Origin of the sequence: Spirillospora sp. NPDC052242 (assembly GCF_040679555.1) — a bacterium.
In the GTDB taxonomy this organism is placed as follows: domain Bacteria; phylum Actinomycetota; class Actinomycetes; order Streptosporangiales; family Streptosporangiaceae; genus Spirillospora.
Map to the genome: position 1 here is coordinate 41,507 of NZ_JBFAUZ010000016.1, position 23,698 is coordinate 65,204.

Here is a 23,698-nt window from a genome sequence, read left to right on the forward strand (position 1 = left end):
CTCGATCGTCAGCTCTGGGCCAGGCCCAGGCGTGCGGCCGTCTTGTCCAGGTACTCGATCACCGTGGCCTCGTCGGCGTCCGGCACGCCCCAGATCAGCTCGGACGCGCCCGCGGCGGACCACTCGGCGAGGTCCTCGGGGGTGGGCTTCTTCGCGACCAGGATCCGCACGTCGGGCTCGCCCTCGCGGCCCGCCTCGGCCCACTCCGCGCGCAGCAGCTCGGCCTTCGCCGCGATGCCGGTCTCGATCGGGGTGGTCATCCAGCCGTCGGCGTTGCGGGCGATCCACTTCATGGTCTTGGGGCCGCCGCCCGCGCCGATGATCACCGGGATCCGGCCCTGCGGCGGCTTGGGGTAGGCCCAGCTCGGCCCGAACGAGACGAACTCGCCGTCGTAGGACGCCTCGTCCTGCGTCCACAGCGCGCGCATCGCCTCGAGGTACTCCCTGAGCACGGTGCGCCGCTTCTCCGCGGGGACGCGGTGGTCGGCCAGCTCGTCGGTGTTCCAGCCGAAGCCGGCGCCGATCGTGACCCGGCCGCCGGACAGGTGGTCGAGGGTCGCGAGCGTCTTGGCGAGGGTGATCGGGTCGGACTCCACCGGCAGCGCCACCGCGGTCGCCAGGCCGATCCTTTCGGTGACCGCGGCGGCGGTGGCCAGCGACACCCACGGGTCGAGGGTGCGGGTGTACCGGTCGTCCGGCAGGTCCTGGCCGCCGGTGGGGTGCAGCGCGTCGCGGCGCACCGGGATGTGGGTGTGCTCGGGGACGTAGAAGGTGTCGAAGCCGCGCTCCTCCGCGGCCTTCGCGAGCGCGGACGGCGCGATGCCGCGGTCCGAGGTGAACAGCACTATTCCGTTGCGCATGGCGCCATGCTAGAACGTGTTCTACATGTTTTGGAATGGTGACTGGACACCTGTCTTGCCGAAGGGCGGAGAACGGCTCCATGGAAACCGTCCAGCAGTACCTCCGGTCGCTCGCCGAGAGCGACGCGACGGCGATCAAGTTCGGCGACCTCACCTGGACATGGCGCGAGTACGTCGCCGGCGCCGGTGCGCGCGCCGGCGCCATCGGGCCGATGCTCGCGCCGGTTCGGCCCCCGCACGTCGGCGTGCTCCTCGCCAACACCCCCGAGAACGTGTTCGCCCTCGCGGCGTCCGCCCTGGCCGGGTACGTCACCGTCGGGATCAACGTCACCCGGCGCGGCCGGGCCCTCGCGGACGACATCCTGCGCGCCGACTGCCAGGTGCTGCTGACGGACGCCGAGCACCTGCCGCTCCTGGACGGGCTCGCGCTCCCGGGCGTCCGGGTGATCGACACGGACGGCGCCGAGTGGCGGCGCGCGGTCGCCGAGCGGCCGGCGCGCCTCGAGAGCCCGCGCGAGGTCGCGGCGACGGACACGTTCATGCTGATCTTCACGTCCGGCACGAGCGGGACGCCCAAGGCCGTCCAGGTCAGCAACCTCATGGTCGTCTTCTCCGGCGCCGCCCTGTGCGACCGGTTCGCCATCACGGCGGCGGACACCTGCTACCTGTCGATGCCGATGTTCCACAGCAACGCGATCCTCGGCGGCTACTCCGTGGCGCTCTGCTCCGGCGCGGCGATGGCGCTCGCGCCCCGGTTCTCGGCCGGCGGCTTCCTCACCGACGTCCGCCGGTACGGCGCGACCTACATGAACTACGTCGGGAAGCCGCTCGCCTACATCCTCCGGACGCCGGAGCGGCCGGACGACGCCGACAACCCGTTGCGGATCGCCTTCGGCAACGAGGCGTCCGACCGCGACATCGACGAGTTCGCGCGCCGTTTCGGCGCGACGGTCTGGGACGGGTTCGGCTCCACCGAGGCCGCCGTCATCATCACCCGCGAGAGCGGCACTCCGCGCGGGTCCATCGGGGTGCCGTGGGACGGGGTCGCGGTCTACGACCGCGCGACGCGCACGGAGTGCCCGCGCGCCGTGTTCGACGAGCACGGGCGCGTCACGAACCTCGACGAGGCGGTCGGCGAGCTGGTCAACACGCGGGGCGCCGGGCACTTCAACGGCTACTACAACGACCCCGCCGCCACCCGTGAACGCCTCGACGGCGGCATGTACTGGTCGGGCGACCTCGCCTACCGCGACCGGGACGGCTACGTCTATCTCGCCGGACGGACGAGCGACTGGCTCCGCGTGGACGGCGAGAACCTCGCCGCCGGCGTGATCGAGAACATCCTGATCCGGCACCCCGCCGTCAGCCAGGCGGCGGCGTACGGCGTGCCCGCCCCGGACGTCGGCGACGACCTGGTCGTGGCGCTCGTCCTGCACGACGGCCGCTTCCTGACCCCGGCCTCGTTCGAGGAGTTCCTGGCGGCGCAGGCGGACCTGTCGCCGAAGGCGTGGCCGCGTTACGTGCGCATCGCCGAGGAGCTGCCGACGACCGCGACGAACAAGGTGCTCAAGCGCGAACTGGTGCGCGAGGGCACCGACTTCACCGATCCGTGCTGGATCCGCGAGGAGCGGGGCCGAAGGTACGGAGTCCGGACGTGACCGCGGACGCCGGTCGGCCCAGTCCGTTCCCGCCCGGCTATTGCGGCGGCACCCCGGCCGACCTAAGGTGGACACATGTCCAGTCAGGTGACCAGCCCCGCGCCGCGGCAGGGTCTCAACGCTCGGCAGGCCGAGACGGTGAGGAAACTGATGGCCGCCGGACTCGAGGAGTTGCGCGCCGTCGGGCACGAGGCGCTGACGGTGCGGACCGTGGCCCAGCGCGCGGGCGTCTCCCCCGCGACCGCCTACACCTACCTCTCGTCCAAGAACCACCTGTTCGCGGAACTGTTCTGGCGGCATCTCACCGAAGGCGGCGCCGACGCGACGACCGGGGCCGGGACGACCGAGCGCCTGCAGGCGGCCGTCCGGGCGCTGACCGCCCGGATCGTCGCCGAACCGGAACTGACGGCCGCGGTGACGCCCGCACTGCTCGGCGGCGACCCGGACGTCGCGCGGCTGCGGCTGCGGATCGGCGGCGAGATCTACGCGCGGTTCGAGGCCGCGCTCGCGGGCCCCGGCCCCTCCGGCGAGCCGGCCGACCCCGCCGTGCTGGAGGTCCTGGTGCTCACCTTCACCGGCGCGCTGCTGCAGGCCGGCATGGGCCTGCTGACCTACGACCAGATCACCGACCGGCTCGTCACCTCCGTCGAAGTGATCATGAGAGGCAACGAATGACCGCCACGAGCGACGCGGCAGCCGCACCGCTGGCCTTCGATCCCTACGACTACGACTTCCACGAGGACCCTTATCCGACCTACCGCAGGCTGCGCGACGAGGCGCCCGTCTTCCACGCCGAGCGGGACGACCTGTGGGTGATCTCGCGGCACGCCGACGTCTTCGACGTGCTCCGCGACGACGTGACGTTCTCCAACCGGATGGGCGTCTCCCTCGACGCGAGCGCGTGGAACCCCGAGGCGCACCGGGTGATGAGCTTCCTGGCCCTCGACGGGCAGCGGCAGACCCGCCTGCGCCGGCTCGTCTCGGCCGCGTTCACGCCGCGGCGGGTCCGGGAGCTCCAGCCGCGGATCCAGCGGCTCACCGACCACTACCTGCGGCGCACCTTCGCCGCCGTCGCCGAGCACGGCGAGGCGGACTGGATCACCGACTTCGCCGGCAAGCTCCCCATGGACGTCATCTCGGAGATGATGGGGGTGCCGGAGTCCGACCGGGACGAGATCCGGCGCCTCGCCGACCTCGTCGTGCACCGCGAGGACGGCGTCCGCGACGTCCCCCCGGCGGGCATGGAGGCGGCCTTCGAACTGGCCGCCTACTACGGCGAGATGGTCACCGCGCGCAGGAACGCGGGCGAACCCGCGCAGGACCTCACCGCCGCGCTGACCGTCGCCGAGATCGACGGCGACCGGCTCGCCGACGGCGAGATCATCGCGTTCCTGTTCCTCATGGTGGTCGCCGGCAACGAGACCACCACCAAGCTGCTCGGCAACGCTCTCTACCATCTCTCCGCGCACCCGGCGCAGAAGGCGGAGGTGCTCGCCGCGCCGGACGATCCCGAGCCATTGGTGACGGCGTGGATCGAGGAGACGCTGCGCCACGACACCTCCAGCCAGATGCTCGCGCGCTACGTCGTCGACGACGTCGAGATGCACGGCGTGACGATCCCCGCGGGCGCCAAGGCGCTCGTCCTGCTCGGTTCGGCCAACCGGGACGAGCGGGTCTTCACCGACCCGACCGTCTACGACGTCCACCGCTCGAAGGACGAGCTCGGCCGGATCCTCAGCTTCGGCTCCGGCAAGCACTTCTGCCTGGGCGCCAACCTGGCCCGGCTGGAGGCCCGCGTCGTCCTCAACGAGCTGGTCCGGCAGGTGGACGACTTCCACGTGCACGCCGACCGCGCCGTCCGCGTGCACTCCACCAGCGTCCGGGGCTTCGCCGCCCTGCCGACGAGCTTCACCCTGCGAAAAGGCTGAGGCGGAAGGGTTCAACGTGTCCAAGAAATACCGGCACCCCGACCGCCGCCCGGCGGTGATCACCGGCGCGTCCTCCGGCATCGGCGCCGAGACCGCCAAGGTCCTCGCCGCGGCGGGGCACCCGGTGGCGCTCGGCGCGCGCCGCGTCGACGCCCTCGAGGAGCTCGCCGCGGCCATCCGCGCCGACGGCGGCGAGGCGGTCGCGCACGCGCTCGACGTCACCGACGACGACGCGGTGGCCGAGTTCGCCGCGAAGGCGACCGCCGACCTCGGCGACATCGAGGTCGTGGTCAGCAACGCCGGCCTGGTGGCGCCCGGCGCGACCATCGAGGTCACCTCCGCGCGCTTCGCCCGGGAGATCGACCTCAACCTCGTCGGCGCCCACCGCATCGTGCGGACGTTCGTGCCCGCCATGGTCGAGCGCCGGCGGGGCGACATCGTCTTCGTCTCCTCCGACGTCGCGGTGCGCCCCCGCCCGTTCATGGCGGCCTACTCGGCCGGCAAGTGGGGTCTGGAGGGGATGGTCAACGCGCTGCAGATGGAGCTCGAGGGCACCGGCGTGCGGGCCTCGATCGTCCGGCCGGGTCCGACCTGGAGCGGCATGGGCACCGACTGGGACGACGGCGAGGCCGCGTTCGTGCTCGACCAGTGGGTCCGGTTCGGGCTGGCCCGGCATCCCCACTTCCTCAAGGCGAAGGCGCACGCCGACGCGATCGCCACGATCGTCGGCGCGCCGCGCGGCGTGCACCTGAGCCTGCTCGACGTCAATCCCGAAGCACCCGTGGAGGAGAAGTCATGACTGCCCCCGGGCTCGCCCGGCTCGCCGGGATCCCCGAAGTGAGCACGGTCCTGGACGATCAGAGTCCCGATGTCCCCGAGATCATCCGCGGCACCGGGCATCTCCCGGAGATGCGGGTCGATCCGATCGGCCTGTTCCACCGCGTCCGCGCGGAGTGCGGCGACGTCGGGCGCTTCCGGCTCGCCGACAAGGACGTCGTGCTGGTCAGCGGCGCCGAGGCCAACGAGGTGTTCTTCCGGGCGCCCGACGAGCTGCTCGACCAGGCGGCCGCGTACCCGTTCATGACGCCGATCTTCGGCAAGGGCGTCGTCTTCGACGCCTCCCCGGAGGAGCGGCAGCAGATGCTGAAGAACCAGGCGCTGCGCGGGGACATGATGCGGGGGCACGCGCAGACGATCGAGGCGGAGATCCGCCGGATGGTCGCCGGCTGGGGCGACGAAGGCGAGATCGACCTCCTCGACTTCTTCGCCGAGCTGACCATCTACACCACGTCGGCGTGCCTCATCGGCAAGCCGTTCCGTGAGGAGCTCGACGCGTCCTTCGCCCGGCATTACCACGAGCTGGAGCGCGGCACCGACGCCATCGCCTACGTCGACCCGCACGCCGACATCGACAGCTTCCGGCTGCGGGACGCGGCCCGGGAGAAGCTGGTCGCGCTGGTGCAGGGCATCATCGACCGGCGCAAGGAACGCGGCAAGGTCCCCCGCGACCGGCGCGACCTGCTCGACGTCCTGATCTCCCTGGACATGAGCGCCGACCACATCACCGGCATCTTCATCTCGATGATGTTCGCCGGCCACCACACCTCCAGCGGCACCGCGTCCTGGGCCATGATCGAGCTGCTGCGCCACCCGGACGTCCTGTCCGAGGTGGTCGCCGAACTGGACGCGCTCTACGCCGACGGGTCCGAGGTCTCGTTCCAGGCGCTGCGCTCGATCCCCGTGCTGGAGTCGGCGCTGAAGGAGACCCTGCGCCTGCATCCGCCGCTGATCATCCTGATGCGCCTGGTCCGGGAGGACTTCGAACTGCTCGGCACCACCATCCCCGCCGGGACGCTGCTCGCCGCGTCGCCCCGGGTCTCCAACAGGATCGAGGGGGACTTCCCCGAGGCCGGGCGGTTCGAGCCGGGCCGCTACATCGACCCCCGCCAGGAAGACCTGCAGAACCGCTGGACCTGGATCCCGTTCGGCGCTGGCAAGCACCGCTGCGTCGGCAACGCGTTCGCGATGATGCAGATGAAGGCCATCTTCTCCGTCATCCTGCGCGACTTCACCTTCGAACCGGCCCAGCCCCTGGACTCCTACCAGGACGACTTCACCAAGATGGTGATCCAGCTCAAGCAGCCCTGCCGCGTGAAGTACCGCCGCCGGGCGGGGCGGTGAGCCGGATGCGGGTCGTCGCCGACACGGGCGTCTGCCAGGCGCACCGGCTCTGCCAGGGGGACGCGCCCGACGTGTTCGGGTTCGACGAGGAGAACGACGTGGTCGTGGTCCTCGACGAGCGCCCGGACGAGTCGCGCCGCAAGGACGTGGCCACGGCCGTGAAGTACTGCCCGGCCTTCGCACTCTCGATCGAAGAGGACTGAGGAGACGCAGTGAGCGAGCAATCCAGCAAGCAGTCGAGCGGGCACGGCGGGCTGACCCGGGCCGAGATCGAGGAGTTCTGGGACTCCTGGCTCGAGATCAACCGCGAGGCCGAACGGACCGGCGACTGGCGGATCATGGCCGAGTGGTACGCCGAGGACGCGTCCTACGGCTGGATGTACAGCCACGACGAGCACTTCATGGCGGTCGGCCGCGACCAGATCCGGGACTGGGCGATCGGCATCGAGATGGACGGTTTCGACGGCTGGCACTACGACTACCAGGTCACCGTCATCGACGAGCGGAAGTCGATGATCGTCGGCTTCTGGAAGCAGAAGTCCGGCATCGTCAACGACGAGACCGGCCGGGAGTACGAGATCCTCGGCATCGGCGGCTCCTGGTTCGGCGTCGAGCGGCAGACCTCGGGACCCGACGAGGGCAAGATCAAGATCGCCTGGCAGCGGGACTGGTTCGACCTGCCGTCGACCGCCCACACGTTCATGGAGATCGTCAAGGCCGGCAAGGCGCCCGAGTCGCTGCTGAAGCGGATGAAGGTCGCCGGCCACGACGTCCCGGGCCACTACCGCTACAAGGACCTGACCTCGACCCTCTGGCCCCCGCCGGTCGAACGCGGCGACTACATCACGCAGGCCCCCGGACAGGCACCCGGACAGGCGCCGGGCGACGCCGCGAAGGGAGCGCGGTGACCGGCCGCGTCCCGGGCAACCCGCCCGCCCGGCAGTACATCGACGGCAAGCTCTGCGGCGCGGGCGACGGGGCGTCCTACCCCGTCCTCAACCCGGCCACCGGGCAGGAGATCGGCCGCGCGCCCGACGGCACCGCCGCGGACGTCGACGCGGCGATCGCCGCCGCCCGCCGGGCGTTCGACGAGACGGCCTGGGCGTCCGACCACGCGCTGCGGATCCGGGTGCTGCGCCAGTTCCACCGGGCGCTGCTCGACAACGCCGACGAGCTGCGCGCGCTTACGACCGCCGAGGCCGGGGCCCCGGCGTTCCTCGTCACCGGGCCCCAGTTCGACACCCCGGTCGAGAGCCTGAAGTGGACGATCGACCTCGCCGAGGGCTACGCGTGGGAGACCGACCTCGGCGTCGGCACCACGATGGGCATCCGCTCCCACCGCACCATGCGGCGCGAACCGGTGGGCGTGGTCGCCGCGATCACCCCCTGGAACTTCCCCAACCAGATCAACCTCGCCAAGATCGGGCCCGCGCTCGCCGCCGGGAACACCGTGGTGCTCAAACCGGCCCCCGACACTCCGTGGCTGGCGAGCGAGCTGGGCCGGCTGTTCGCCGAGCACACCGACGTCCCGCCCGGCGTGTTCAACGTCGTGACGCCCCGCGACAACGCGGTGGCGGCACTGCTGACCACCGACCCGCGGGTGGACCTCGTCTCGTTCACCGGCTCCACCGCCACGGGACGGGCGATCGCGGCGGCCGCGGCGCCCACCCTGAAGAAGGTCTTCCTCGAACTCGGCGGGAAGTCCGCGGCGATCGTGCTCGACGACGCCGACCTGGCGTCCGCCGTCGGCACCACCGCCTTCGCGGCGTCCGTGCACGCCGGTCAGGGCTGCGCCATCACCACCCGGCTGCTGGTGCCGCGGGACCGCTACGACGAGGCGGTGGAGATCGCCGCCGCCACGATGGGCTCGCTCGGCGCGAAGGACCCGCTCGATCCCGGCACGATCTGCGGCCCGGTGATCTCGGCGGTGCAGCGGGACTGGGTGAAAAGCTACCTCGACCTAGCGGTCGAGGAGGGCGGGCGGTTCGCCACCGGCGGCGGGATCGCCGCGCAGGAGGGCGAGCTGGCCGGCGGGTTCTGGATCGAGCCGACCGTGATCGCCGGCCTCGACAACACCGCCCGGGTCGCCCAGGAGGAGATCTTCGGCCCGGTGCTGACCGTCATCGCGCACGACGGCGACGACGACGCCGTGCGGATCGCCAACGAGTCCCCGTACGGCCTCTCCGGCTCGGTCGACTCCGGTGACCTGGCGCGGGCCAAGGCGGTCGCCGGCCGCGTCCGCACCGGGACGATCGGGGTCAACGGCGGGATGTGGTTCGGCGCGGACGCGCCGTTCGGCGGCTACAAGCAGTCCGGGATCGGCCGCGAGATGGGCGTGGCCGGGTTCGAGGAGTACCTCGAGATCAAGACCGTGGCCGAACCGGCCCGACCCCAGGGAGACCAGCGGTGAGCAGATTCCAGGACAAGGTCGTCATCGTCACCGGTGCGGCGCAGGGCATCGGCGAGGTCTACGCCCGGGGTCTGGCCGCCGAGGGCGCGTCGGTGGTGGTCGCCGACATCAACGAGGACGCCGGCGCCCGGGTCGCCAAGGAGATCCGGGCGGACGGCGGCGCCGCGATCTTCGCCCGCGCCGACGTGTCGTCGCCGGAGTCCGCACAAGCAGTCGCGGACGCGGCCGTCGCCGAGTTCGGCGGCATCGACGCCCTGGTCAACAACGCCGCCATCTACGGCGACATGAAGTTCGACCTGCTCATCAGCGTCGACTGGGACTACTACAAGAAGTTTCTCGACGTGAACCTCAACGGCGCGCTCGTCATGACCCGCGCGGTGTACCGGGAGATGCGCAAGCGCGGCGGCGGCTCGATCGTCAACCAGTCCAGCACCGCGGCCTACCTCTACTCCGGCTTCTACGGGCTGGCGAAGGTCGGGGTGAACGGGCTGACCCAACAGCTCGCGCACGAGCTCGGCGGGATGAACATCCGGGTCAACGCGATCGCGCCCGGCCCCACCGACACCGAGGCCACGCGGGTGCAGGCGGGCGACGCGGCCAAGGAGCTCGTCGGCGGCATGGCGCTCAAGCGACTCGGCCGTCCCGAGGACATGCTCGGCGCGGTGAAGTTCCTGCTCTCCGACGACGCCTCGTGGGTGACGGGGCAGATCATCGCCGTCGACGGCGGCCAGACCTTCCGACTGTAGGCGGGGACGAAATGAGGAACCGACATGAGTGACGCCGTCCGCGTCGGGTTCGTGGGGCTCGGCGACATCGGGAAACCGATGGCCGCGCACCTGGCTCGCCGGCAGGCCGAGGCGGGGATCGCGCTGAGCGTGTTCGACATCGCCGAGGCACCGGTCGGGGAACTGGTCGAGGCGGGCGCGAAGGCCGCCGACGGCGTCGGCGCCCTCGCCGCCGGCAGCGACGTGCTGTGCGTGATGGTCAACAACGACGAGCAGGTGCGCTCGGTGCTCGACGAGGTGCTGGCCGCCGCCCCGGCCGCCGCCGGGGCGGGCCCGGGGCTCACCGTGGCCGTCCACTCGACCGTGGCGCCCGAGACGCCCGCCGAACTCGAGGCGCTCGCCGCACGGCGGGGCGTCCGGCTGGTCGACGCGCCCGTCTCCGGCGGCGCGATGGGCGCGGGCACCGGCGAGCTGGCCGTCATGGTCGGCGGGTCCGCGGAGGCCTTCGCCGCGGTCCGTCCGGTCCTGGACGTCCTGGCGGCGAAGGTCGTGCACGCCGGAGGGATCGGCGCGGGCACCAGGTTCAAGCTCGCCCGCAATCTGATGCACTACGCCGCGTTCACCGCCGCGACGGAGGCGCAGCGGCTGGCCGAGGCGGCCGGACTCGACATCGTCGCGCTGGGCGACGTGGTCCGGCACACCGACGCGCTCACCGGCGGGCCGGGCGCGATCATGCACCGCGACACCACCGCCGAACTGGCGCCGGGCTCGTTCTGGTTCACCACCTTCGACCACGTCAGGCGGCTCGCGGAGAAGGACCTCGACTTCGCGATCGCGATGGCCGAGGAACTCGGCGTCGACGTGCCGATGGCCAGGATCGCCCGGGACCGGCTCGCGCCCGGGCTGGGTTTCCCCGAGGAGCACTCATGACCGACGAGCAGACCGGGAAGTTCGACGACCTCCCCGAAGTGCGGGCCCGGGGCCTCCGCAAGATGGAGCAGGTCTACGGCTTCGACATGAACGACGGGCCCGGCGACTTCTTCCGCTACACCGCCGACCACCTGTTCGGCGACATCTGGCAGCGGCCCGCCCTGTCCGACCGGGACCGGCGCCTGCTCCTCATCGGCATGCTCGCCGGCCAGGGCGCCGCCGACGTGCTGGGCGTCCAGGTCCCCGCCGCCCACGCGGCCGGCGAACTCGACGACGCCGCGCTGCGCGAGATCGTCGTGTTCCTCAGCCACTACGCGGGCTGGCCGAACGGCGCACGGCTCAACTCGATCGTCGAGGAGACGATCGGCAAGGCGGCCCGGGCGGCCGCGAAGGCGGCCAAGGCGGCCGAGGCCGCCCAGGACCAGGACTGACCCGGGAGCATCATGGCCATCCGCGTCCTTCACGTGGCGACCGGCAACGTCGGCCGCATCGCCCTCGCGCACCTGATCGAGGACCCCCGCTTCGAGCTGGCCGGGCTGGTGGTGTCGAACCCCGCGAAGGTCGGCCGGGACGCCGGCGAGCTCGCCGGCCTCGACGTGGTCACGGGCGTCGCGGCCACCGACGATCTGGACGCCGCACTGGCCGCCGCGCGGCCGGAGTGCACCGTCTACTGCGCGCTCGGCGACAACCGTCTCGGCGGCGCGCTCGGCGACGTCGCGAAGATCCTCGCGACCGGCAGCAACGTCGCCGCCTCCTCGCCGGTCCCGCTTGTCTACCCGTGGGGCGTGCTGCCCGAGCGGATGATCGCCCCCGTCGAGGACGCCTGCCGGACGGGCGGGGCGAGCCTCTTCGTCACCGGGGTGGACCCCGGCTGGGCCAACGACCTGCTGCCCTTCACGATCGCGGCCACCTGCCGGCGGGTCGAGCAGGTGCGCTGCTCGGAGATCGCCGACTACGCCACCTATGACGGGGGCCCCGTCATGTTCGACGTCATGGGCTTCGGACGTCCGCTGGACGACGTGCCGATGCTGTTCAGGCCGGGGATGCTGGCGGCGTCCTGGGGCGTCAGCCTGCGGATGCTCGCCCGCGGGTTCGGTTTCGAGCTGGACGAGATCACCGAGCGATACGAGCGGGAACCGGCGCCGGAGGCGTTCGACGTGGCCGCCGGGCACATCCCGGCGGGCGGGATGGCGGCGGTGCGGTTCCAGATCAGCGGCGTCGTCGGCGGCCGGGAGGTGCTCGTCATCGACCACACGACCCGGCTCCGCGGCGACCTGCGCCCCGACTGGCCGCAGCCGGCGCAGGACGGCGGCTCCTACCGGGTCGAGATCGTCGGCGAACCGTCCTACCGCGTCGACGTCTGCCCGTCCAGCGCGCACGGCGACCACAACCACGCCGCGATCGCGGTGGGCGCCGGACGCGTCGTCAACGCGATCCCCGACGTCGTCGCGGCGCCGCCGGGCATCCGGACCCCGCTCGACCTGCCCTTCAGCACCGCCCGTGGCGTCTTCGCGACGGCACTGGCCCACTGACACCCGCACGACGGAAAGGACATCGGCGATGGGACGCCTGGACGGGAAGATCGCCCTGGTCACCGGGGGCGCGCGCGGCATCGGCGCGGCCGCCGCGGCGGCGCTGGCCGCCGAGGGCGCGAAGGTCGTGATCGGCGACGTCCTCGACGAGGCCGGCGAGGCCGTCGCGAAGGACCTGGGCGACGCCGCCCGCTACGTGCACCTCGACGTGACGAGCCCCGCGGACTGGACGTCCGCCGTCGAGACGACCGTCGCCGAGTTCGGCGGGCTCAACGTGCTGTTCAACAACGCGGGCATCGTCAACGGCGCGGCCGTCAACCGGTTCAAGCTGGAGAAGTGGCGGCAGATCATCGACGTCAACCTCACCGGCCCGTTCCTCGGCATCCGCGCGGCCACCGACCCGATGATCGCGGCCGGCGGCGGCTCGATCATCAACAACTCCTCCATCGAGGGGCTGCGCGGCACCTCCTGGGCGCACGGCTACGTCGCCTCGAAGTGGGGGCTGCGCGGCCTGACCAAGTCGGTCGCCGTCGAGCTGGCCCCGCACGGCATCCGTGTCAACTCCCTGCACCCGGGCCTGATCCGAACGCCGATCACCGAGGGGTTCCCGGACGACCAGATCCCGATCCCCCTCGGCCGCCCCGGTCGGCCCGAGGACGTCGCGTCCTTCGTCGTCTTCCTCGCGAGCGACGAGTCGTCCTACGCCACCGGAACCGAGTTCGTCGTCGACGGGGGGACCGTCAACCAGATCCCGCACAAGAGCTGACCGCCACCACCTACGCGAGGCAAGGATCGATGAACGCACACTCCTCCCCCGGACTGGACGTACCCCGGGCGCTTCCGGCCGCGGACCTCCCCGACGACGCCGAGCGGTTCGACGTCGTGGTGGTGGGCTTCGGCATCGCCGGCGGCTGCGCCGCGCTGGAGGCCGCGCGCTCGGGAGCCCGGGTGCTGCTGCTGGAGCGCGCCGCCGTCCACGGCGGGACGTCCAGCATGTCGGGCGGCCACTTCTACCTCGGCGGGGGCACCGCCGTCCAGAAGGCCACCGGCCACGAGGACACGGTCGAGGCGATGGTGCGCTACCTGACGGCGAGCACCAAGGATCCCGACGAGGTGAAGATCCGGGCGTACTGCGAGGGGTCGGTCGCGCACTTCGACTGGCTGGAGTCGCTGGGGTTCGAGTTCGAGCGGTCCTACTTCCCCGGGAAGGCGGTGATCCAGCCCGGCACCGAGGGGCTGATGTTCACCGGCAACGAGAAGGTGTGGCCGTTCCGCGACGAGGTCGGCCCGGTGCCGCGGGGCCACAAGGTGCCGGTGCCGGGCGACACCGAGGGCACCAAGCTGGTGATGGACCTGCTGCGGGACCGCGTCGAGGAGGCCGGCGTCGAGGTCCGGTACGAGACCGGCGCGACCAATCTGGTGGTCGCCGAGGACGGCGCGGTCACCGGGGTCGCGTGGCGGAACTTCGACCGGACCGGCGTGGTCGCCGCCGCAGGGGTGGTGATCGCGGCCGGCGGGTTCGTGATGAACCCGGACATGGTGGCGGCCTACACTCCGGCCCTCGGCGGGAAGCTGTTCACCCTGGGCGGCAGCTACGACGACGGGCTCGGGATCCGGCTGGGCCAATCGGCGGGCGCCGCGCTCGAGCACATGGACGAGCCCTTCATCACCGCGCCGTTCTACCCGCCGTCGTCCCTGGTGAAGGGGCTGATCGTCAACAACCGCGGGGAGCGGTTCGTGGCCGAGGACAGCTACCACGCGCGGACGTCCTACTTCGTGCTGAAGCAGCCGGGCGCGGCGGCGTACCTCATCGCCGACAGCGAGCACATGGAGGAGCAGCGGATGCCGCTGGTGCCGCTGAAGGACGGCTACGAGACCGTCGAGGAGATGGAGGCGGGCCTGGACCTGCCCCCGGGCTCGCTCGCGGCGACGATGGCGCGCTACAACGAGCACGCCGCACGGGGCGAGGACCCCGACTTCCACAAGCATCCCGACTGGCTGGCTCCGCAGGTCAAGGGCCCGTGGGGCGTCTACGACCTCACCCTCGGCACCGCCCTCTACGCGGGGTTCACGCTCGGCGGCATGGCCACGACCGTCGACGGCGAGGTGCGGCGCGCGGACGGTTCGGTCATCGGCGGGCTCTACGCGGCCGGGGCCTGCGCGTCCAACATCGCCCAGGACGGCGCCGGCTACTGCTCGGGCACCCAGCTCGGCGAGGGCTCGTTCTTCGGCCGCCGGGCCGGTCTCGCCGCCGCGGAACGGGCGCGCAAGACGTCCCGCTAGGCGGGCCCGCGGTTCGTGAGAGCGCGGGCCAGGACGGTCGTGGTGACGCCGGCCAGGACGACGGAGAGGAGCCCGACGCGCAGACCCGCGAGGTCGGCGACGAGCCCGACGAGCGGCGGGGAGAGCAGGAACCCCCCGCGCAGCAGCCAGCTCACGACGGTCAGCCCGGTGCCCGCGGGCAGGCCGGGCAGCTCGTCGGCCGCGTGCATGGCGGCGGGGACGAGCGTGGCCACGCCGAGCCCGGCGAGCGCGAACCCGGCGAGCGCCGCCGGGACCGACGGGACGGCGAGGGCGGCGCCCATGCCGACGGCCGCCAGGGCTCCGCCGGCGCGGGCGACGGCGCGCCGCCCGAACCGGTCCACGACGCGGTCGCCGGTCAGGCGGCCGACGGTCATGGCGGCCTGGAGGGCCACCACGGCGAGACCGGCGGTGGCGGCGCCGGCGTGCAGGTCGTCGCTGAGGTAGACGGCGCCCCAGGACGCGCCGGCGTCCTCGACGAGCGCCCCGCAGGCGGCGAGGACGCCGAGCGCGGCGAGCATCCGCACGGCCGGGCCGGTGAACCCCCGCCGCACCCGGTGCCGCGCCGACGGCGCGGCCGCGTGCCCGTCGGCCGCCGCGACGTCCTGGGCGTCGCCGGAGCGTTCGGCGTCCTCGGGCCCGGGCAGCAGGAAGCGGTGGGCGACGAGGGCGACGGACCCGAACAGCACCGCGGAGACGGCGAGGTGGATCACGAGCGGGATGCCGAGCCCGGCCGCGGCCGAGCCCATCAGCCCGCCCAGGACGGCTCCGATGCTCCACACGCCGTGCAGCGAGTTGACGATGGAGCGTCCGTAGAGCCGCTGGACCCGCAGGCCGTGGGCGTTCTGCGCGACGTCGACGACCGAGTCCAAGGCCCCGACGACGAACAGTGCGGCGGCCAAGGCGAACCAGGTCGGCGCCACCGGGACGGCCAGTGTCGCGACGGTGGTGACGACGATCCCGAACGCGGCCGGACGGGCGGACCCGAAACGCCGGACGGCCGCACCGGCGAACAGCCCGGCCAGCACCGCGCCGACCGGGTACCCGGCGAGCGCCGTCCCGAGCACGGCGTTGCTCAGGCCCAGCTCGTCCTTGATCTGCGGGTAGCGCGGGACGACGTTGAAGAAGACCGCGCCGTTGGTGAGGAACAGCGCGGCGACGGCGATACGGGCTCGGCGCGCGTCACGAGAGGGCGCACCGGGGGCGGCGCGGGCGACCGCGGCTTCGGACATCGGCTTCCGTTCAGCGAAGGAGGCGGTGGACGGCGTGGCGGATCTGCTCGGACGTCATCGGGTCGGTCGACAGGGCGCCGTGCAGGACGAGCCCCTCGATCAGCGCGTCGACCTCCCGGGCCGTGGTCGCGTCGAAGTGCCGCTCGAGGGCGCGGCGGCTCCGCGCCATCCACGCCTGGGTGACGGCCCGCAGCGCCGGGTTCCGCGCCGCGGCGACGTACAGCTCCACCGTGAGGACGAGGTCGTGCTGCGAGCCGAGCAGGTCCTCCGACACGAGCGCGCTGACGGCCTCGACCGCCTCCGCCCGGTTCCGCGCCGCGCCCAGCCGCTCGTCGAAGACGCGCGCCACGGAGTCGGCGTGCCGGGTGAACGCCTCGGCGAGCACCTCCTCCAGGGAGGCGAAGTGGTAGGTCATCGAGCCCAGCGGGACGTCCGCGGCGCGGGCGATCCGCCGGTGCGTCGTCCCGGCGACGCCGTGGTCGGCGATGACAGCGAGCGCGGCACCGATCAACCGTTCCCGCCGCTCGGGGTCATGCCGCCGAGGCCGCCGCCCCGCGGTCCCCCCGCTCATCCCCCACCCTTCACGACATACCACTCAACGCCGGACGATCGACCCATATGTACGAGCGTACACAAGATATGTACACCAGTACATAACCGCATCACCCGCGACGGCGTACTCGGTGTCCGGGGTGTGGGCGAGCGTACGTGGTGCCCGTTCCCGGGGCTGGTCATTCACAGGAGGCGGAAGGTGTCCCCCGCGTTCACCCGTCCCGGCGTGACGACCTGTGCGTAGACGCCGGCGCACGGGCGGGGGCCGAGTCCGGGCAGGGGCTCGACGAGGTTGAGGTGGGCGGGGGCCCGGAGCGCCGCGGTGTCGCGGGGCAGTGCGCCGTGCTCCAGTGTCGGCACGGAGCAGCGCGGGGTCGGCGCCATGACGCGCAGGACGGCCTCGCCGATCTTCAGGTCGCGGCCGACCCAGGCGTTCTCTCCGAAGCCGGGGCCCTCGGTGTCGAGCACGATGTTGGGCCGGTAGCGCGCGGCCTCCATGACGCCGCGCTCGCCCGCCTCCGCGATCGCCGCGAGCGTCGCGGTGCCGACCAGGTGGACGGGCGCGAAGTCGACGAACGTGCCGGGCGGGGACCCCTGTCCGAGGACGACCTCCTCGTCCTCCACCTCGGCGGCGACCCCGGCCGCGAGGACCTGGTCGGGGACGGCGCGCGCCAGCGTGGCGCCGTCCGGACGGGTGTCGGTGAGGACGACCCGGCGTCCGAGCGCCTTCGACAGTTCGGCGTCGGCGTCGTCGTCGCCGCTGCGCACCGTCCGGCCGTCCGGCAGGGCGATCCGCACCCCGTCGCCGTCGGTCGCCGCCGACATCGTCAGCAGGGCGCGCCAGAGGCGGGGGCTCTTGGCGCTCGCGATCCGGCCGCTCTCGGCGTCCAGCAGCGCCCAGCCGCGGTCACCGGCGACGCCCGTCGCGGCCAGGTCCGCCGAGGGCAGTTCCTCGCCGAGCATCGACTTGACCGGATACCGCCACAGTTCCGCGGCCGTTCCCGTCATGCCCCTTCACTTCCTTCCGTGGCCAGGTCGGCGGCCTTGGCCGCGCGTTGGGCGAAGACGTCGTCGCGGCGCTCTTCCATCTGCCGCAGCGCCTCTTTCCTGTCGCGTTTGGAGAGCCGGTCGATGTAGGTGCGGCCGGACAGGTGGTCCGTCTCGTGCTGCAGGCAGCGGGCGAAGTAGCCCGTCCCCTCGATGACGAGCGGGCGTCCGTCCTTGTCGAACCCTCGTGCCACGGCGCGGTCGGTGCGGGGGACCTCCATGGAGGCGCCGGGCACCGACAGGCACCCCTCGACGTCGTTGAGGAGCCTGCGGCCGCCCGCCTCGGGCAGTTCCAGAACGGGATTGACGATGTGACCGACATGCCGGACCCCGTCGTCGTCCGGGCAGTCGTACACGAACAGCCGGAGGTCGACGCCGACCTGGTTGGCCGCCAGCCCCGCGCCGTCCGCGACGTACATCGTCACGAACATGTCGTCGATCAGGGCCGACAACTCCGGTGAACCGAAGTCGGTCACCTCGCGGCAGGGGCGCCGTAGGACCTCCTCCCCGACCACGGTGATCCGGCGCACCGAACCCCGTCGCGCCTCCGGCGCCAGGTCCGGATAGGAGTCGACGGGACGTCCCTGCACGTGAACGCGCCGGTCGACGGGATCGGATCGCTCGTGACGATCGGCCATGCCGCCCCTCCTCGTCCGCACGCCGCGAACGTCGCTGCGGCCTGACGCTCCGGCGGGAGTTGCCATGATCTTTGCAAAGTAGCAGACTTTGCAAAGTGACTGAGGACGACCTCGACGCCCTGCGAGGCACCGGCGGCGGACTGCGCGCGCACGAGGTCCGCACCGCGCTCCTGAACCTGCTGGACCAGGTGGGCACCGTCACCGCGACCGAGGCGGCCGCCCGTCTGGGCTACAGCTCCGGCCTCTGCTCGTTCCACCTGAGGCGGCTCGCGCGGCACGGGCTCATCGAGGAGGCCCCGCGCAGCGGGGGCCGCGCCCGCCCCTGGCGGCTGCGGCGGTCCGACCGGGCCGCCGACGCCTCGGGCGAGGCGTTCGGCGACCTCGCCCGCGGGCTGGAGGACGAGAGCTGGAACCACTGGCTCGCCCGGCGTGACCAAGTGCCGCCCGAACTCCGCCACGACGAGGCCTTCAGCGCCGTCGCGTACCTGACCCCGGAGGAGATGAGCCGGGTCGCGGACGCCGTCCGGCGGGCGCTCGCCCCCTACCGGGACCGGGAGGAGCGCCCCCTGTCCCGCCCCGAAGGCGCCCGGCCCGTGGCCCTCATCGCCCGGTTGTTCCCCCTTCTCCCCCACAGCACCGACGACGGCCCCGGCCACGGCTGACGAGCCGTCCCCCGCCGGAGCCGCCCCGCCCGGGCGGCGGGGCAAAGGTTTCTTTGGACGGCGCTTGTGCCGGTGGACGCCGGGTACGGGGCGACCATTTCGACAGGGGGATTCGACAGGGGGAAACGATGACCGGAACTCTCGTCCCATGTACCCGGCCGCCCTCGGCGCGCCGTCCGCGGATCCGGCGGCGGGGAAGCGCCGGCCGCCGCGGAGGCGGATCATGGGCGTGCGCGGAGGCGGCACCGGACGCCCGCTCCCGGTGACGGGGACCAAGGGCCGCACCGGTGGGCGCCCTGTGCCCGGGCCCGTGCGTTCGTCCGGCCCGGTGGTGGTCGTCGGCGCGGGACTGGCCGGGTTGTCGGCGGCGATCCATCTCGCGGCGCGCGGGCGCGAGGTCGTGGTCGTCGAGGCGGAGCGGGAACCGGGCGGCTGCTGCGGGTCGGCGGAGCTGGGGCCCTACCGGTTCGACACCGGCCCGTCGGTGCTGACCATGCCCGGCGTGCTGGCGGCGACCTTCGGCGCGGCCGGCGAGGACATCGACGGACGGCTGCCGCTGCGGCGCCTGGACCCCTTCTACCGGCTGGCCTTCCCCGACGGCTCGCGGCTCGACGTCGTGGCCGGCGCGCGGGAGATGGCCGACAACGTCCGGGCCCTGTGCGGGCCGGACGAGGCCGCACGGTACCTGCGGTTCCGGCGCCGGCTCAGCGCGATGTTCGAGGCGGAATGGCCGTCGTTCATCGACGCCGACACGACCCGGCTGCGCGACATGGCGCGTCCGTACGCGCTGCTGAGGCTGGCCGCGGCGGGCGGGTTCCGGCGGCTGGACCGGTTCGTCGCCGGGCAGTTGCGCGACGAGCGGCTCATCAGGGCGCACACCTTCCAGTCCCTGTACGTCGGGCTCGCCCCGCACCGGGCCCTGGCCATCTATGCGGTGGTGGCGCACATGGACACCGTCGGCGGCGTCTACTTCCCGCGCGGCGGAGGCATGCGCGCCGTCCCGCGGGCGCTGGCGGACGTCGCGGAGAAGGCGGGCGCGCAGATGCGGTACGGCGTGCGCGCCGAGCGGGTCGAGACCGGCCCCGGGGGCGTGCGGGCGGTGCGGCTGGACACCGGCGAGCGGATCGCCGCGAGCCACGCGGTGATCGCCTGCGACCGGGTGCGCGCCCAGTCGGAACTGCTGCCCGAACACGCGGACGACTGGCGGCTGCGGCGGCCCCGCTACTCGCCGTCCTGCCTGGTCGTGCACGTCGGCTTGGAACGGCGGACGCCCGGCCGGGCGCACCACACGCTGCGTTTCGGACGGACGTGGAAGGAGACGTTCGACGCGCTGTCGGCCGGGCGCCCGCAGCCCGACCCCAGCCTGCTGATCACCTACGTCGACGCCGATGCCGACGGCTCGGCCGCGCCGCCCGGGCACGCGGCTCTCAGCGTGCTCGAACCCGCGCCGAACCTGGCGTCCGGCGCCGACTGGGACCGGCTCGCACCCCGGCTTCAGGAGCGCCTGCTCGCACGGCTCGCCGACCTCGGCTACGGCGACCTCTCGCGACGGCCGCGGCTGACGTTCGATCCACCGGCGTGGGCGCGGCTGGGGCATTCGGCGGGGACGCCGTTCGCGCTGGACCACCGTTTCGCCCAGACCGCGTGGCTGCGCCCGTCCGGCCGCAGCCGGCACGTCCCCGGCCTGCACTTCGCCGGCATGTACACCGCCCCCGGCGTCGGTGTTCCGCCCGCGCTGATCTCGGGCCGGCTGGCCGCCGCCCGGATCCTGGAAGGCGACCGATGACGGCGGGCACGGGCGCGGTGACGTTGACGGCCAGCTACGAGCAGTGCCGCCGCGTCAACGCCCGCCACGGCCGCTCGTTCTATCTGGCCGCGCTGCTGCTGCCCGCGTGGAAACGCAGGCACGTCCACGCCCTGTACGGGTTCGCGCGGCACGTCGACGACATCGTCGACGCGGGCGGCGGGTGCGGCGACGGCCGCGGCGCCGCGGACGGGCGGGCCGCGGCGCTCGACGGCGTCGCGGCCCGCCTGGAGGCGAGCCTGGCCGGGGAGCCGGTCCCGGACCCGGTGCTCCCGGCGTTCGCGCACACGGTGCGGTCCTTCGGCATCGAGCACGACGACATCTGGGCGTTCATGGCGTCGATGCGCGCCGACCTGACCGTCACCCGCTACGACACCTACCAGGACCTGCTGGCCTACATGGAGGGATCGGCGGCCGCGATCGGGTTGATGATGCTCCCAGTGCTGGAGACGCTGCCCGGCGCCGGGCGGAGCGCGCGCGAACCCGCCCGCGAACTGGGACGGGCCTTCCAGCTCACCAACTTCCTGCGGGACGTGGCCGAGGACAGGGCGCTCAGCCGCATCTACCTGCCCTTGGAGGACATGGCGCGGTTCGGGGTCGGCGAGGCCGAACTCGCCGGGAACGGAAGCAGCCGGGCACTGCGCGAACTGGTGGCCTTCGAGGCCGCGCGGGCCCGCCGCCACTACAGGCGCGCGCAGGAGGGGATCGACATGCTGGTGCCTTCGTCGCGTCCGTGCATCCGCGCCGCGTCGGCGTTGTACGGCGGCATCCTGGACCGTATCGCCGCGGCCGACCACGACGTGCTCGCCGGGCGGGCATGCGTCCCGCGGCGGCGCCGCGCCGTGATCTTCACGCGGCATCTGGTGGCGGCGTCCGCCGCGGCCCGCGCCGAGCGGCGCCCGCCCGTCGCGGGAGAAGCGAGATGACCGCGCCCGGCGGCGCCCGGGCCCGCCCGTCCGGACGTGCCGGGCCCGCGTGCGGCGGGCCGCGGGGGCCGGGACGTCCGGTGGTGCTGGACGCGATGGGCGGCGACCACGGGCCGCCGGAGACGGTGCCGGGCGCACTCGCCGCGCATCGGGAGCACGGTGTGCGGGTGACGCTGGTCGGCCGCCGGGAGCAGATCCATCGGGAACTGCGCCGGCATGGCGGCATCGGCGAACTCGAGGTCGTGCACGCCGACGACGTCGTCCCCATGGCGGGCGCGGCGGCGCGGGCGGCCGCACGCCCCGCCACCAGCCTGCGGGTCGGCTGCGAGCTGGCGCGGCGCGACCGGGCGGCCTTCGTGTCGGCCGGCTCCACGGGGGCCGTGGTGGCCTGCGCCGTCCGCTCCCTCGGACGGGCGGACGGCGTGCTGCGCCCCGCGCTCGCCGTCGCCCTTCCCACGGCGAGCGGCTCCACCGTGCTGGTCGACGCGGGCGGGACCGCCGACCCGACCGCGCCGATGCTCGCGCAGTTCGCCGTCCTGGGCAGCCGGTACGCGCAGGCGGTCGTGGGCGTGCCCGAACCCCTGGTGGGGTTGCTGTCGATCGGTTCCGAGCCGGGCAAGGGCAACCGGCTCGTCCGCGAAGCCTCCCTGCTGCTGCCGGACCTGCCGATACGGTTCCACGGCAATGTCGAGGGCCATGACGTGCTGGCCGGACGCGTGGACGTGGTGGCCACCGACGGATTCACCGGCAACGTGGTCCTGAAGAACATCGAAGGCTGCGTCCGCACGGTGCTGGGCATGGCCGCCGACCGGGCGGCCGCCGCCCCGGAGGCCCTCGCCGCGGTCGGCCGGCTCTACAGCGCCGACACCCACGGCGGCGCGGCGCTGCTGGGCCTGAACGGTGCCGTGCTCGTCGCCCACGGATCGTCCGGGGCCGCGGCCATCGCGCGCGCCTGCGCGGTCGCCTCCGCCCCGGCCATGGCCGGCGGCCTCGTGGACGCGGCCGCCGGCGGCCGCGCATGAGCCGGTCATTCCGCGGTGCGGGCGCGCAGCGGGTCACGGCCGTCCCAGCTTCCGTGATGCGCAAAGGGGACGAACCGCGCGAACAGCTCCTCGGAGTACCAGTCGTGCGCGCGCACCCGCCCGATCACCTCGCGGTGGGCGCCGGCCCGGAAGGCGAACCTGTCGATCGCCGCCGCGTCCCGCCACAGCGAGAACGTCGCCTGCCGCGCCAGCGGCCACTCCCCCACGCCGATCGACGCCAGGCAGCCGTCCTGGTCCCGCAGGGCCCGGTCCACCTCGGGAACCGCGCGGTAGAACGCCGCGAGCCGGCGCGGGCGGATCGACGCGCGGGTCAGGACGGCGACGGGCGCGCCCGGCACACGAACCTCCGGCGCGTCCGGCGGGCGTCGGGTGCCGAGCCCGCCGAACGGGTCCCGGCCGCCCCATCGTCCGCGGGAGGACAGCGGCCGCAGCCGCACGTGCCAGGCCTCCTCGGTCTCGTCGCGCCACCGCCGCGCCACGACGGAGTGCTCCAGGAAATCCTCCAGCGCGGCCTCGCCGTCCCAGACCGCGAACAGCGCCCAGCGGCGCAGGTCGGCGCCCAGGCTCATGGAGCGGCCGCGGCCGGTCCCCAGCAAACGCCAGAACGACAGCCCCGCGGCCGCGCGCAGCCGCGGACGGTCCAGCGCCATGTACCGCATCGCGTCCGCGGTCGCGTACCTGAGCAGATGGAAGGAAGCGATGACGCCCGATCCCGTCACCCCCGTTCCCGCCGCGTCCGTGCTCGTCCCGGTCATCGGCGGCTACCTGCTCGGCTCGGTGCCGGTGGCGGTCCTGGTCGGCCGCGCCCACGGCTTCGACCCGCGGTCGGTGGGCGACCGCAATCCCGGCTTCTGGAACGTCATGGGACGCCTGGGCGCCCGCTCGGCCGCGCCCGTGTTCGCCGGGGACCTCCTCAAGGGCACCGCGGCGGGCCTGCTCGCCCTTGCGGCGAGCGGCCGCCGGACGGGCCCGCTCGGGCAGGTCCGCGGGCGGAGCGTCGTCCCGGTGTACGCGGCGGTGGGCGCGGCGATGGCGGGGCACGCCTGGCCGCTGTTCGCCGGGCGCCGCGGCGGGCGCTGCGTGCTGACCTTCGCCGGCGGCATGGCGGTCATCTGCCCGCCGGCGTTCGGCCTCGGCCTCGGGCTGCTGGGCGCCACCGGCCTGGCCACCCGCTCGTTCGCCGCGGGCGCGCGGGTCGCGGTGTTCTCGCTGCCCGCGCTGCAGCTGCCGTTCGCGCCGGCCGCGCACGTCGCGGGCACCGGGGCGCTG

Annotated in this window: 24 protein-coding genes and 1 pseudogene; 19 read left to right on the forward strand and 6 right to left on the reverse strand. The window is 73.4% G+C overall.

The genetic code is table 11. The features are described from left to right. Nucleotides 1-8: 8 nt before the first annotated feature. Entirely contained in the window at nucleotides 9-860 is an 852-nt protein-coding gene (locus AB0L25_RS15320; protein ID WP_500172328.1) for an LLM class F420-dependent oxidoreductase, read from the reverse strand. A gap of 80 nt (nucleotides 861-940) precedes the next feature. On the opposite strand from AB0L25_RS15320, the gene fadD1 reads away from it, so the two are divergent. From fadD1 to AB0L25_RS15390, 14 genes are all read left to right on the forward strand, one after another. Then, a complete protein-coding gene (gene fadD1 / locus AB0L25_RS15325; RefSeq protein ID WP_500172330.1) occupies nucleotides 941-2,518 on the forward strand; it encodes a fatty-acid--CoA ligase FadD1 in 1,578 nt (525 codons plus the stop codon). A 75-nt stretch (nucleotides 2,519-2,593) separates the two neighbouring features. Further along, complete coding sequence (locus tag AB0L25_RS15330; protein WP_500172332.1) at nucleotides 2,594-3,193, forward strand: TetR/AcrR family transcriptional regulator; 600 nt, start codon at nucleotides 2,594-2,596, stop codon at nucleotides 3,191-3,193. Beyond that, nucleotides 3,190-4,446 (forward strand): cytochrome P450, encoded by a 1,257-nt coding sequence (locus AB0L25_RS15335; RefSeq protein WP_500172334.1) that lies wholly within the window; start codon nucleotides 3,190-3,192, stop codon nucleotides 4,444-4,446. Before AB0L25_RS15330 ends, AB0L25_RS15335 begins: the two co-directional genes overlap by 4 nt. A 16-nt stretch (nucleotides 4,447-4,462) precedes the next feature. Continuing rightward, nucleotides 4,463-5,245: an SDR family oxidoreductase gene (locus AB0L25_RS15340; protein ID WP_500172336.1), complete on the forward strand. Its 783-nt coding sequence runs from the start codon at nucleotides 4,463-4,465 to the stop codon at nucleotides 5,243-5,245. Further along, nucleotides 5,242-6,627: a cytochrome P450 gene (locus AB0L25_RS15345; RefSeq protein WP_500172338.1), complete on the forward strand. Its 1,386-nt coding sequence runs from the start codon at nucleotides 5,242-5,244 to the stop codon at nucleotides 6,625-6,627. Before AB0L25_RS15340 ends, AB0L25_RS15345 begins: the two co-directional genes overlap by 4 nt. A gap of 5 nt (nucleotides 6,628-6,632) precedes the next feature. Beyond that, nucleotides 6,633-6,830 (forward strand): ferredoxin, encoded by a 198-nt coding sequence (locus AB0L25_RS15350; protein WP_500172340.1) that lies wholly within the window; start codon nucleotides 6,633-6,635, stop codon nucleotides 6,828-6,830. Between the two features lie 9 nt (nucleotides 6,831-6,839). Further along, complete coding sequence (locus tag AB0L25_RS15355; protein ID WP_500172342.1) at nucleotides 6,840-7,535, forward strand: nuclear transport factor 2-like protein; 696 nt, start codon at nucleotides 6,840-6,842, stop codon at nucleotides 7,533-7,535. Beyond that, nucleotides 7,532-9,037 (forward strand): aldehyde dehydrogenase, encoded by a 1,506-nt coding sequence (locus tag AB0L25_RS15360; protein ID WP_500172344.1) that lies wholly within the window; start codon nucleotides 7,532-7,534, stop codon nucleotides 9,035-9,037. Before AB0L25_RS15355 ends, AB0L25_RS15360 begins: the two co-directional genes overlap by 4 nt. Beyond that, nucleotides 9,034-9,783 (forward strand): SDR family oxidoreductase, encoded by a 750-nt coding sequence (locus AB0L25_RS15365; RefSeq protein WP_500172346.1) that lies wholly within the window; start codon nucleotides 9,034-9,036, stop codon nucleotides 9,781-9,783. Before AB0L25_RS15360 ends, AB0L25_RS15365 begins: the two co-directional genes overlap by 4 nt. A 24-nt stretch (nucleotides 9,784-9,807) precedes the next feature. Continuing rightward, nucleotides 9,808-10,692, forward strand: a complete 885-nt coding sequence (locus AB0L25_RS15370; RefSeq protein WP_500172348.1) for an NAD(P)-dependent oxidoreductase — start codon at nucleotides 9,808-9,810, stop codon at nucleotides 10,690-10,692. Further along, nucleotides 10,689-11,123 carry a carboxymuconolactone decarboxylase family protein gene (locus AB0L25_RS15375; RefSeq protein WP_500172350.1) on the forward strand — a complete coding sequence of 145 codons (435 nt, stop codon included), beginning with the start codon at nucleotides 10,689-10,691 and terminating at the stop codon, nucleotides 11,121-11,123. The genes AB0L25_RS15370 and AB0L25_RS15375 overlap by 4 nt, the downstream gene beginning before the upstream one ends. Before the next feature lie 12 nt (nucleotides 11,124-11,135). Then, nucleotides 11,136-12,224 (forward strand): NAD(P)H-dependent amine dehydrogenase family protein, encoded by a 1,089-nt coding sequence (locus AB0L25_RS15380; protein WP_500172352.1) that lies wholly within the window; start codon nucleotides 11,136-11,138, stop codon nucleotides 12,222-12,224. Nucleotides 12,225-12,252: 28 nt separating this feature from the next. Beyond that, entirely contained in the window at nucleotides 12,253-12,990 is a 738-nt protein-coding gene (locus AB0L25_RS15385; RefSeq protein WP_500172354.1) for a glucose 1-dehydrogenase, read from the forward strand. A gap of 29 nt (nucleotides 12,991-13,019) precedes the next feature. After that, complete coding sequence (locus tag AB0L25_RS15390; RefSeq protein ID WP_500172356.1) at nucleotides 13,020-14,507, forward strand: FAD-binding protein; 1,488 nt, start codon at nucleotides 13,020-13,022, stop codon at nucleotides 14,505-14,507. Here AB0L25_RS15390 and AB0L25_RS15395 read toward each other — a convergent pair. From AB0L25_RS15395 to def, 4 genes are all read right to left on the reverse strand, one after another. Further along, nucleotides 14,504-15,757: an MFS transporter gene (locus AB0L25_RS15395; RefSeq protein WP_500172358.1), complete on the reverse strand. Its 1,254-nt coding sequence runs from the start codon at nucleotides 15,755-15,757 to the stop codon at nucleotides 14,504-14,506. The genes AB0L25_RS15390 and AB0L25_RS15395 overlap by 4 nt on opposite strands. A gap of 10 nt (nucleotides 15,758-15,767) precedes the next feature. After that, nucleotides 15,768-16,328: a TetR/AcrR family transcriptional regulator gene (locus AB0L25_RS15400; RefSeq protein WP_500172360.1), complete on the reverse strand. Its 561-nt coding sequence runs from the start codon at nucleotides 16,326-16,328 to the stop codon at nucleotides 15,768-15,770. A gap of 164 nt (nucleotides 16,329-16,492) precedes the next feature. After that, the gene (locus AB0L25_RS15405) at nucleotides 16,493-17,317 is read right to left on the reverse strand and encodes an MOSC domain-containing protein (protein WP_500172362.1); all 825 of its coding nucleotides are present in this window, start codon (nucleotides 17,315-17,317) and stop codon (nucleotides 16,493-16,495) included. Beyond that, nucleotides 17,314-17,994, reverse strand: coding sequence for a peptide deformylase (def, locus tag AB0L25_RS15410; protein WP_500172364.1), 681 nt, complete (start codon nucleotides 17,992-17,994; stop codon nucleotides 17,314-17,316). Before def ends, AB0L25_RS15405 begins: the two co-directional genes overlap by 4 nt. Before the next feature lie 95 nt (nucleotides 17,995-18,089). Here def and AB0L25_RS15415 point away from each other — a divergent pair, with 95 nt between their 5' ends. The 4 genes from AB0L25_RS15415 to AB0L25_RS15430 all read left to right on the forward strand — a co-directional run bounded on the left by AB0L25_RS15415 (nucleotide 18,090) and on the right by AB0L25_RS15430 (nucleotide 22,408). Next, the gene (locus AB0L25_RS15415; RefSeq protein WP_500172366.1) at nucleotides 18,090-18,656 is read left to right on the forward strand and encodes a helix-turn-helix domain-containing protein; all 567 of its coding nucleotides are present in this window, start codon (nucleotides 18,090-18,092) and stop codon (nucleotides 18,654-18,656) included. Nucleotides 18,657-18,879: 223 nt separating this feature from the next. Further along, the gene (gene crtI / locus AB0L25_RS15420; RefSeq protein ID WP_500172368.1) at nucleotides 18,880-20,442 is read left to right on the forward strand and encodes a phytoene desaturase family protein; all 1,563 of its coding nucleotides are present in this window, start codon (nucleotides 18,880-18,882) and stop codon (nucleotides 20,440-20,442) included. Then, nucleotides 20,439-21,386 carry a phytoene/squalene synthase family protein gene (locus tag AB0L25_RS15425; protein ID WP_500172370.1) on the forward strand — a complete coding sequence of 316 codons (948 nt, stop codon included), beginning with the start codon at nucleotides 20,439-20,441 and terminating at the stop codon, nucleotides 21,384-21,386. The genes crtI and AB0L25_RS15425 overlap by 4 nt, the downstream gene beginning before the upstream one ends. Then, nucleotides 21,383-22,408 (forward strand): phosphate acyltransferase, encoded by a 1,026-nt coding sequence (locus AB0L25_RS15430; RefSeq protein ID WP_500172372.1) that lies wholly within the window; start codon nucleotides 21,383-21,385, stop codon nucleotides 22,406-22,408. Before AB0L25_RS15425 ends, AB0L25_RS15430 begins: the two co-directional genes overlap by 4 nt. 5 nt (nucleotides 22,409-22,413) lie before the next feature. On the opposite strand, the gene AB0L25_RS15435 is transcribed toward AB0L25_RS15430, so the two are convergent. Next, nucleotides 22,414-23,148, reverse strand: coding sequence for a spheroidene monooxygenase (locus AB0L25_RS15435; RefSeq protein WP_500172374.1), 735 nt, complete (start codon nucleotides 23,146-23,148; stop codon nucleotides 22,414-22,416). On the opposite strand from AB0L25_RS15435, the pseudogene AB0L25_RS15440 reads away from it, so the two are divergent. Beyond that, a pseudogene (locus AB0L25_RS15440) lies at nucleotides 23,129-23,692 on the forward strand (glycerol-3-phosphate acyltransferase); the annotation flags it as partial. The gene AB0L25_RS15435 and the pseudogene AB0L25_RS15440 overlap by 20 nt on opposite strands. Nucleotides 23,693-23,698 lie beyond the last annotated feature (6 nt).

What these genes read in the sequence shown, in the direction of transcription:
- AB0L25_RS15405 (WP_500172362.1), bottom strand. Translation starts at nt 17,317, where the DNA reads ATGACGGGAACGGCCGCGGAACTGTGGCGGTATCCGGTCAAGTCGATG.
- AB0L25_RS15350 (WP_500172340.1), top strand. Translation starts at nt 6,633, where the DNA reads ATGCGGGTCGTCGCCGACACGGGCGTCTGCCAGGCGCACCGGCTCTGC.
- AB0L25_RS15380 (WP_500172352.1), top strand. Translation starts at nt 11,136, where the DNA reads ATGGCCATCCGCGTCCTTCACGTGGCGACCGGCAACGTCGGCCGCATC.
- crtI (WP_500172368.1), top strand. Translation starts at nt 18,880, where the DNA reads ATGGGCGTGCGCGGAGGCGGCACCGGACGCCCGCTCCCGGTGACGGGG.
- AB0L25_RS15375 (WP_500172350.1), top strand. Translation starts at nt 10,689, where the DNA reads ATGACCGACGAGCAGACCGGGAAGTTCGACGACCTCCCCGAAGTGCGG.
- AB0L25_RS15335 (WP_500172334.1), top strand. Translation starts at nt 3,190, where the DNA reads ATGACCGCCACGAGCGACGCGGCAGCCGCACCGCTGGCCTTCGATCCC.
- AB0L25_RS15390 (WP_500172356.1), top strand. Translation starts at nt 13,020, where the DNA reads ATGAACGCACACTCCTCCCCCGGACTGGACGTACCCCGGGCGCTTCCG.
- AB0L25_RS15430 (WP_500172372.1), top strand. Translation starts at nt 21,383, where the DNA reads ATGACCGCGCCCGGCGGCGCCCGGGCCCGCCCGTCCGGACGTGCCGGG.
- AB0L25_RS15330 (WP_500172332.1), top strand. Translation starts at nt 2,594, where the DNA reads ATGTCCAGTCAGGTGACCAGCCCCGCGCCGCGGCAGGGTCTCAACGCT.
- AB0L25_RS15425 (WP_500172370.1), top strand. Translation starts at nt 20,439, where the DNA reads ATGACGGCGGGCACGGGCGCGGTGACGTTGACGGCCAGCTACGAGCAG.
- AB0L25_RS15385 (WP_500172354.1), top strand. Translation starts at nt 12,253, where the DNA reads ATGGGACGCCTGGACGGGAAGATCGCCCTGGTCACCGGGGGCGCGCGC.
- AB0L25_RS15400 (WP_500172360.1), bottom strand. Translation starts at nt 16,328, where the DNA reads ATGAGCGGGGGGACCGCGGGGCGGCGGCCTCGGCGGCATGACCCCGAG.
- AB0L25_RS15320 (WP_500172328.1), bottom strand. Translation starts at nt 860, where the DNA reads ATGCGCAACGGAATAGTGCTGTTCACCTCGGACCGCGGCATCGCGCCG.
- AB0L25_RS15395 (WP_500172358.1), bottom strand. Translation starts at nt 15,757, where the DNA reads ATGTCCGAAGCCGCGGTCGCCCGCGCCGCCCCCGGTGCGCCCTCTCGT.
- AB0L25_RS15370 (WP_500172348.1), top strand. Translation starts at nt 9,808, where the DNA reads ATGAGTGACGCCGTCCGCGTCGGGTTCGTGGGGCTCGGCGACATCGGG.
- AB0L25_RS15345 (WP_500172338.1), top strand. Translation starts at nt 5,242, where the DNA reads ATGACTGCCCCCGGGCTCGCCCGGCTCGCCGGGATCCCCGAAGTGAGC.
- fadD1 (WP_500172330.1), top strand. Translation starts at nt 941, where the DNA reads ATGGAAACCGTCCAGCAGTACCTCCGGTCGCTCGCCGAGAGCGACGCG.
- def (WP_500172364.1), bottom strand. Translation starts at nt 17,994, where the DNA reads ATGGCCGATCGTCACGAGCGATCCGATCCCGTCGACCGGCGCGTTCAC.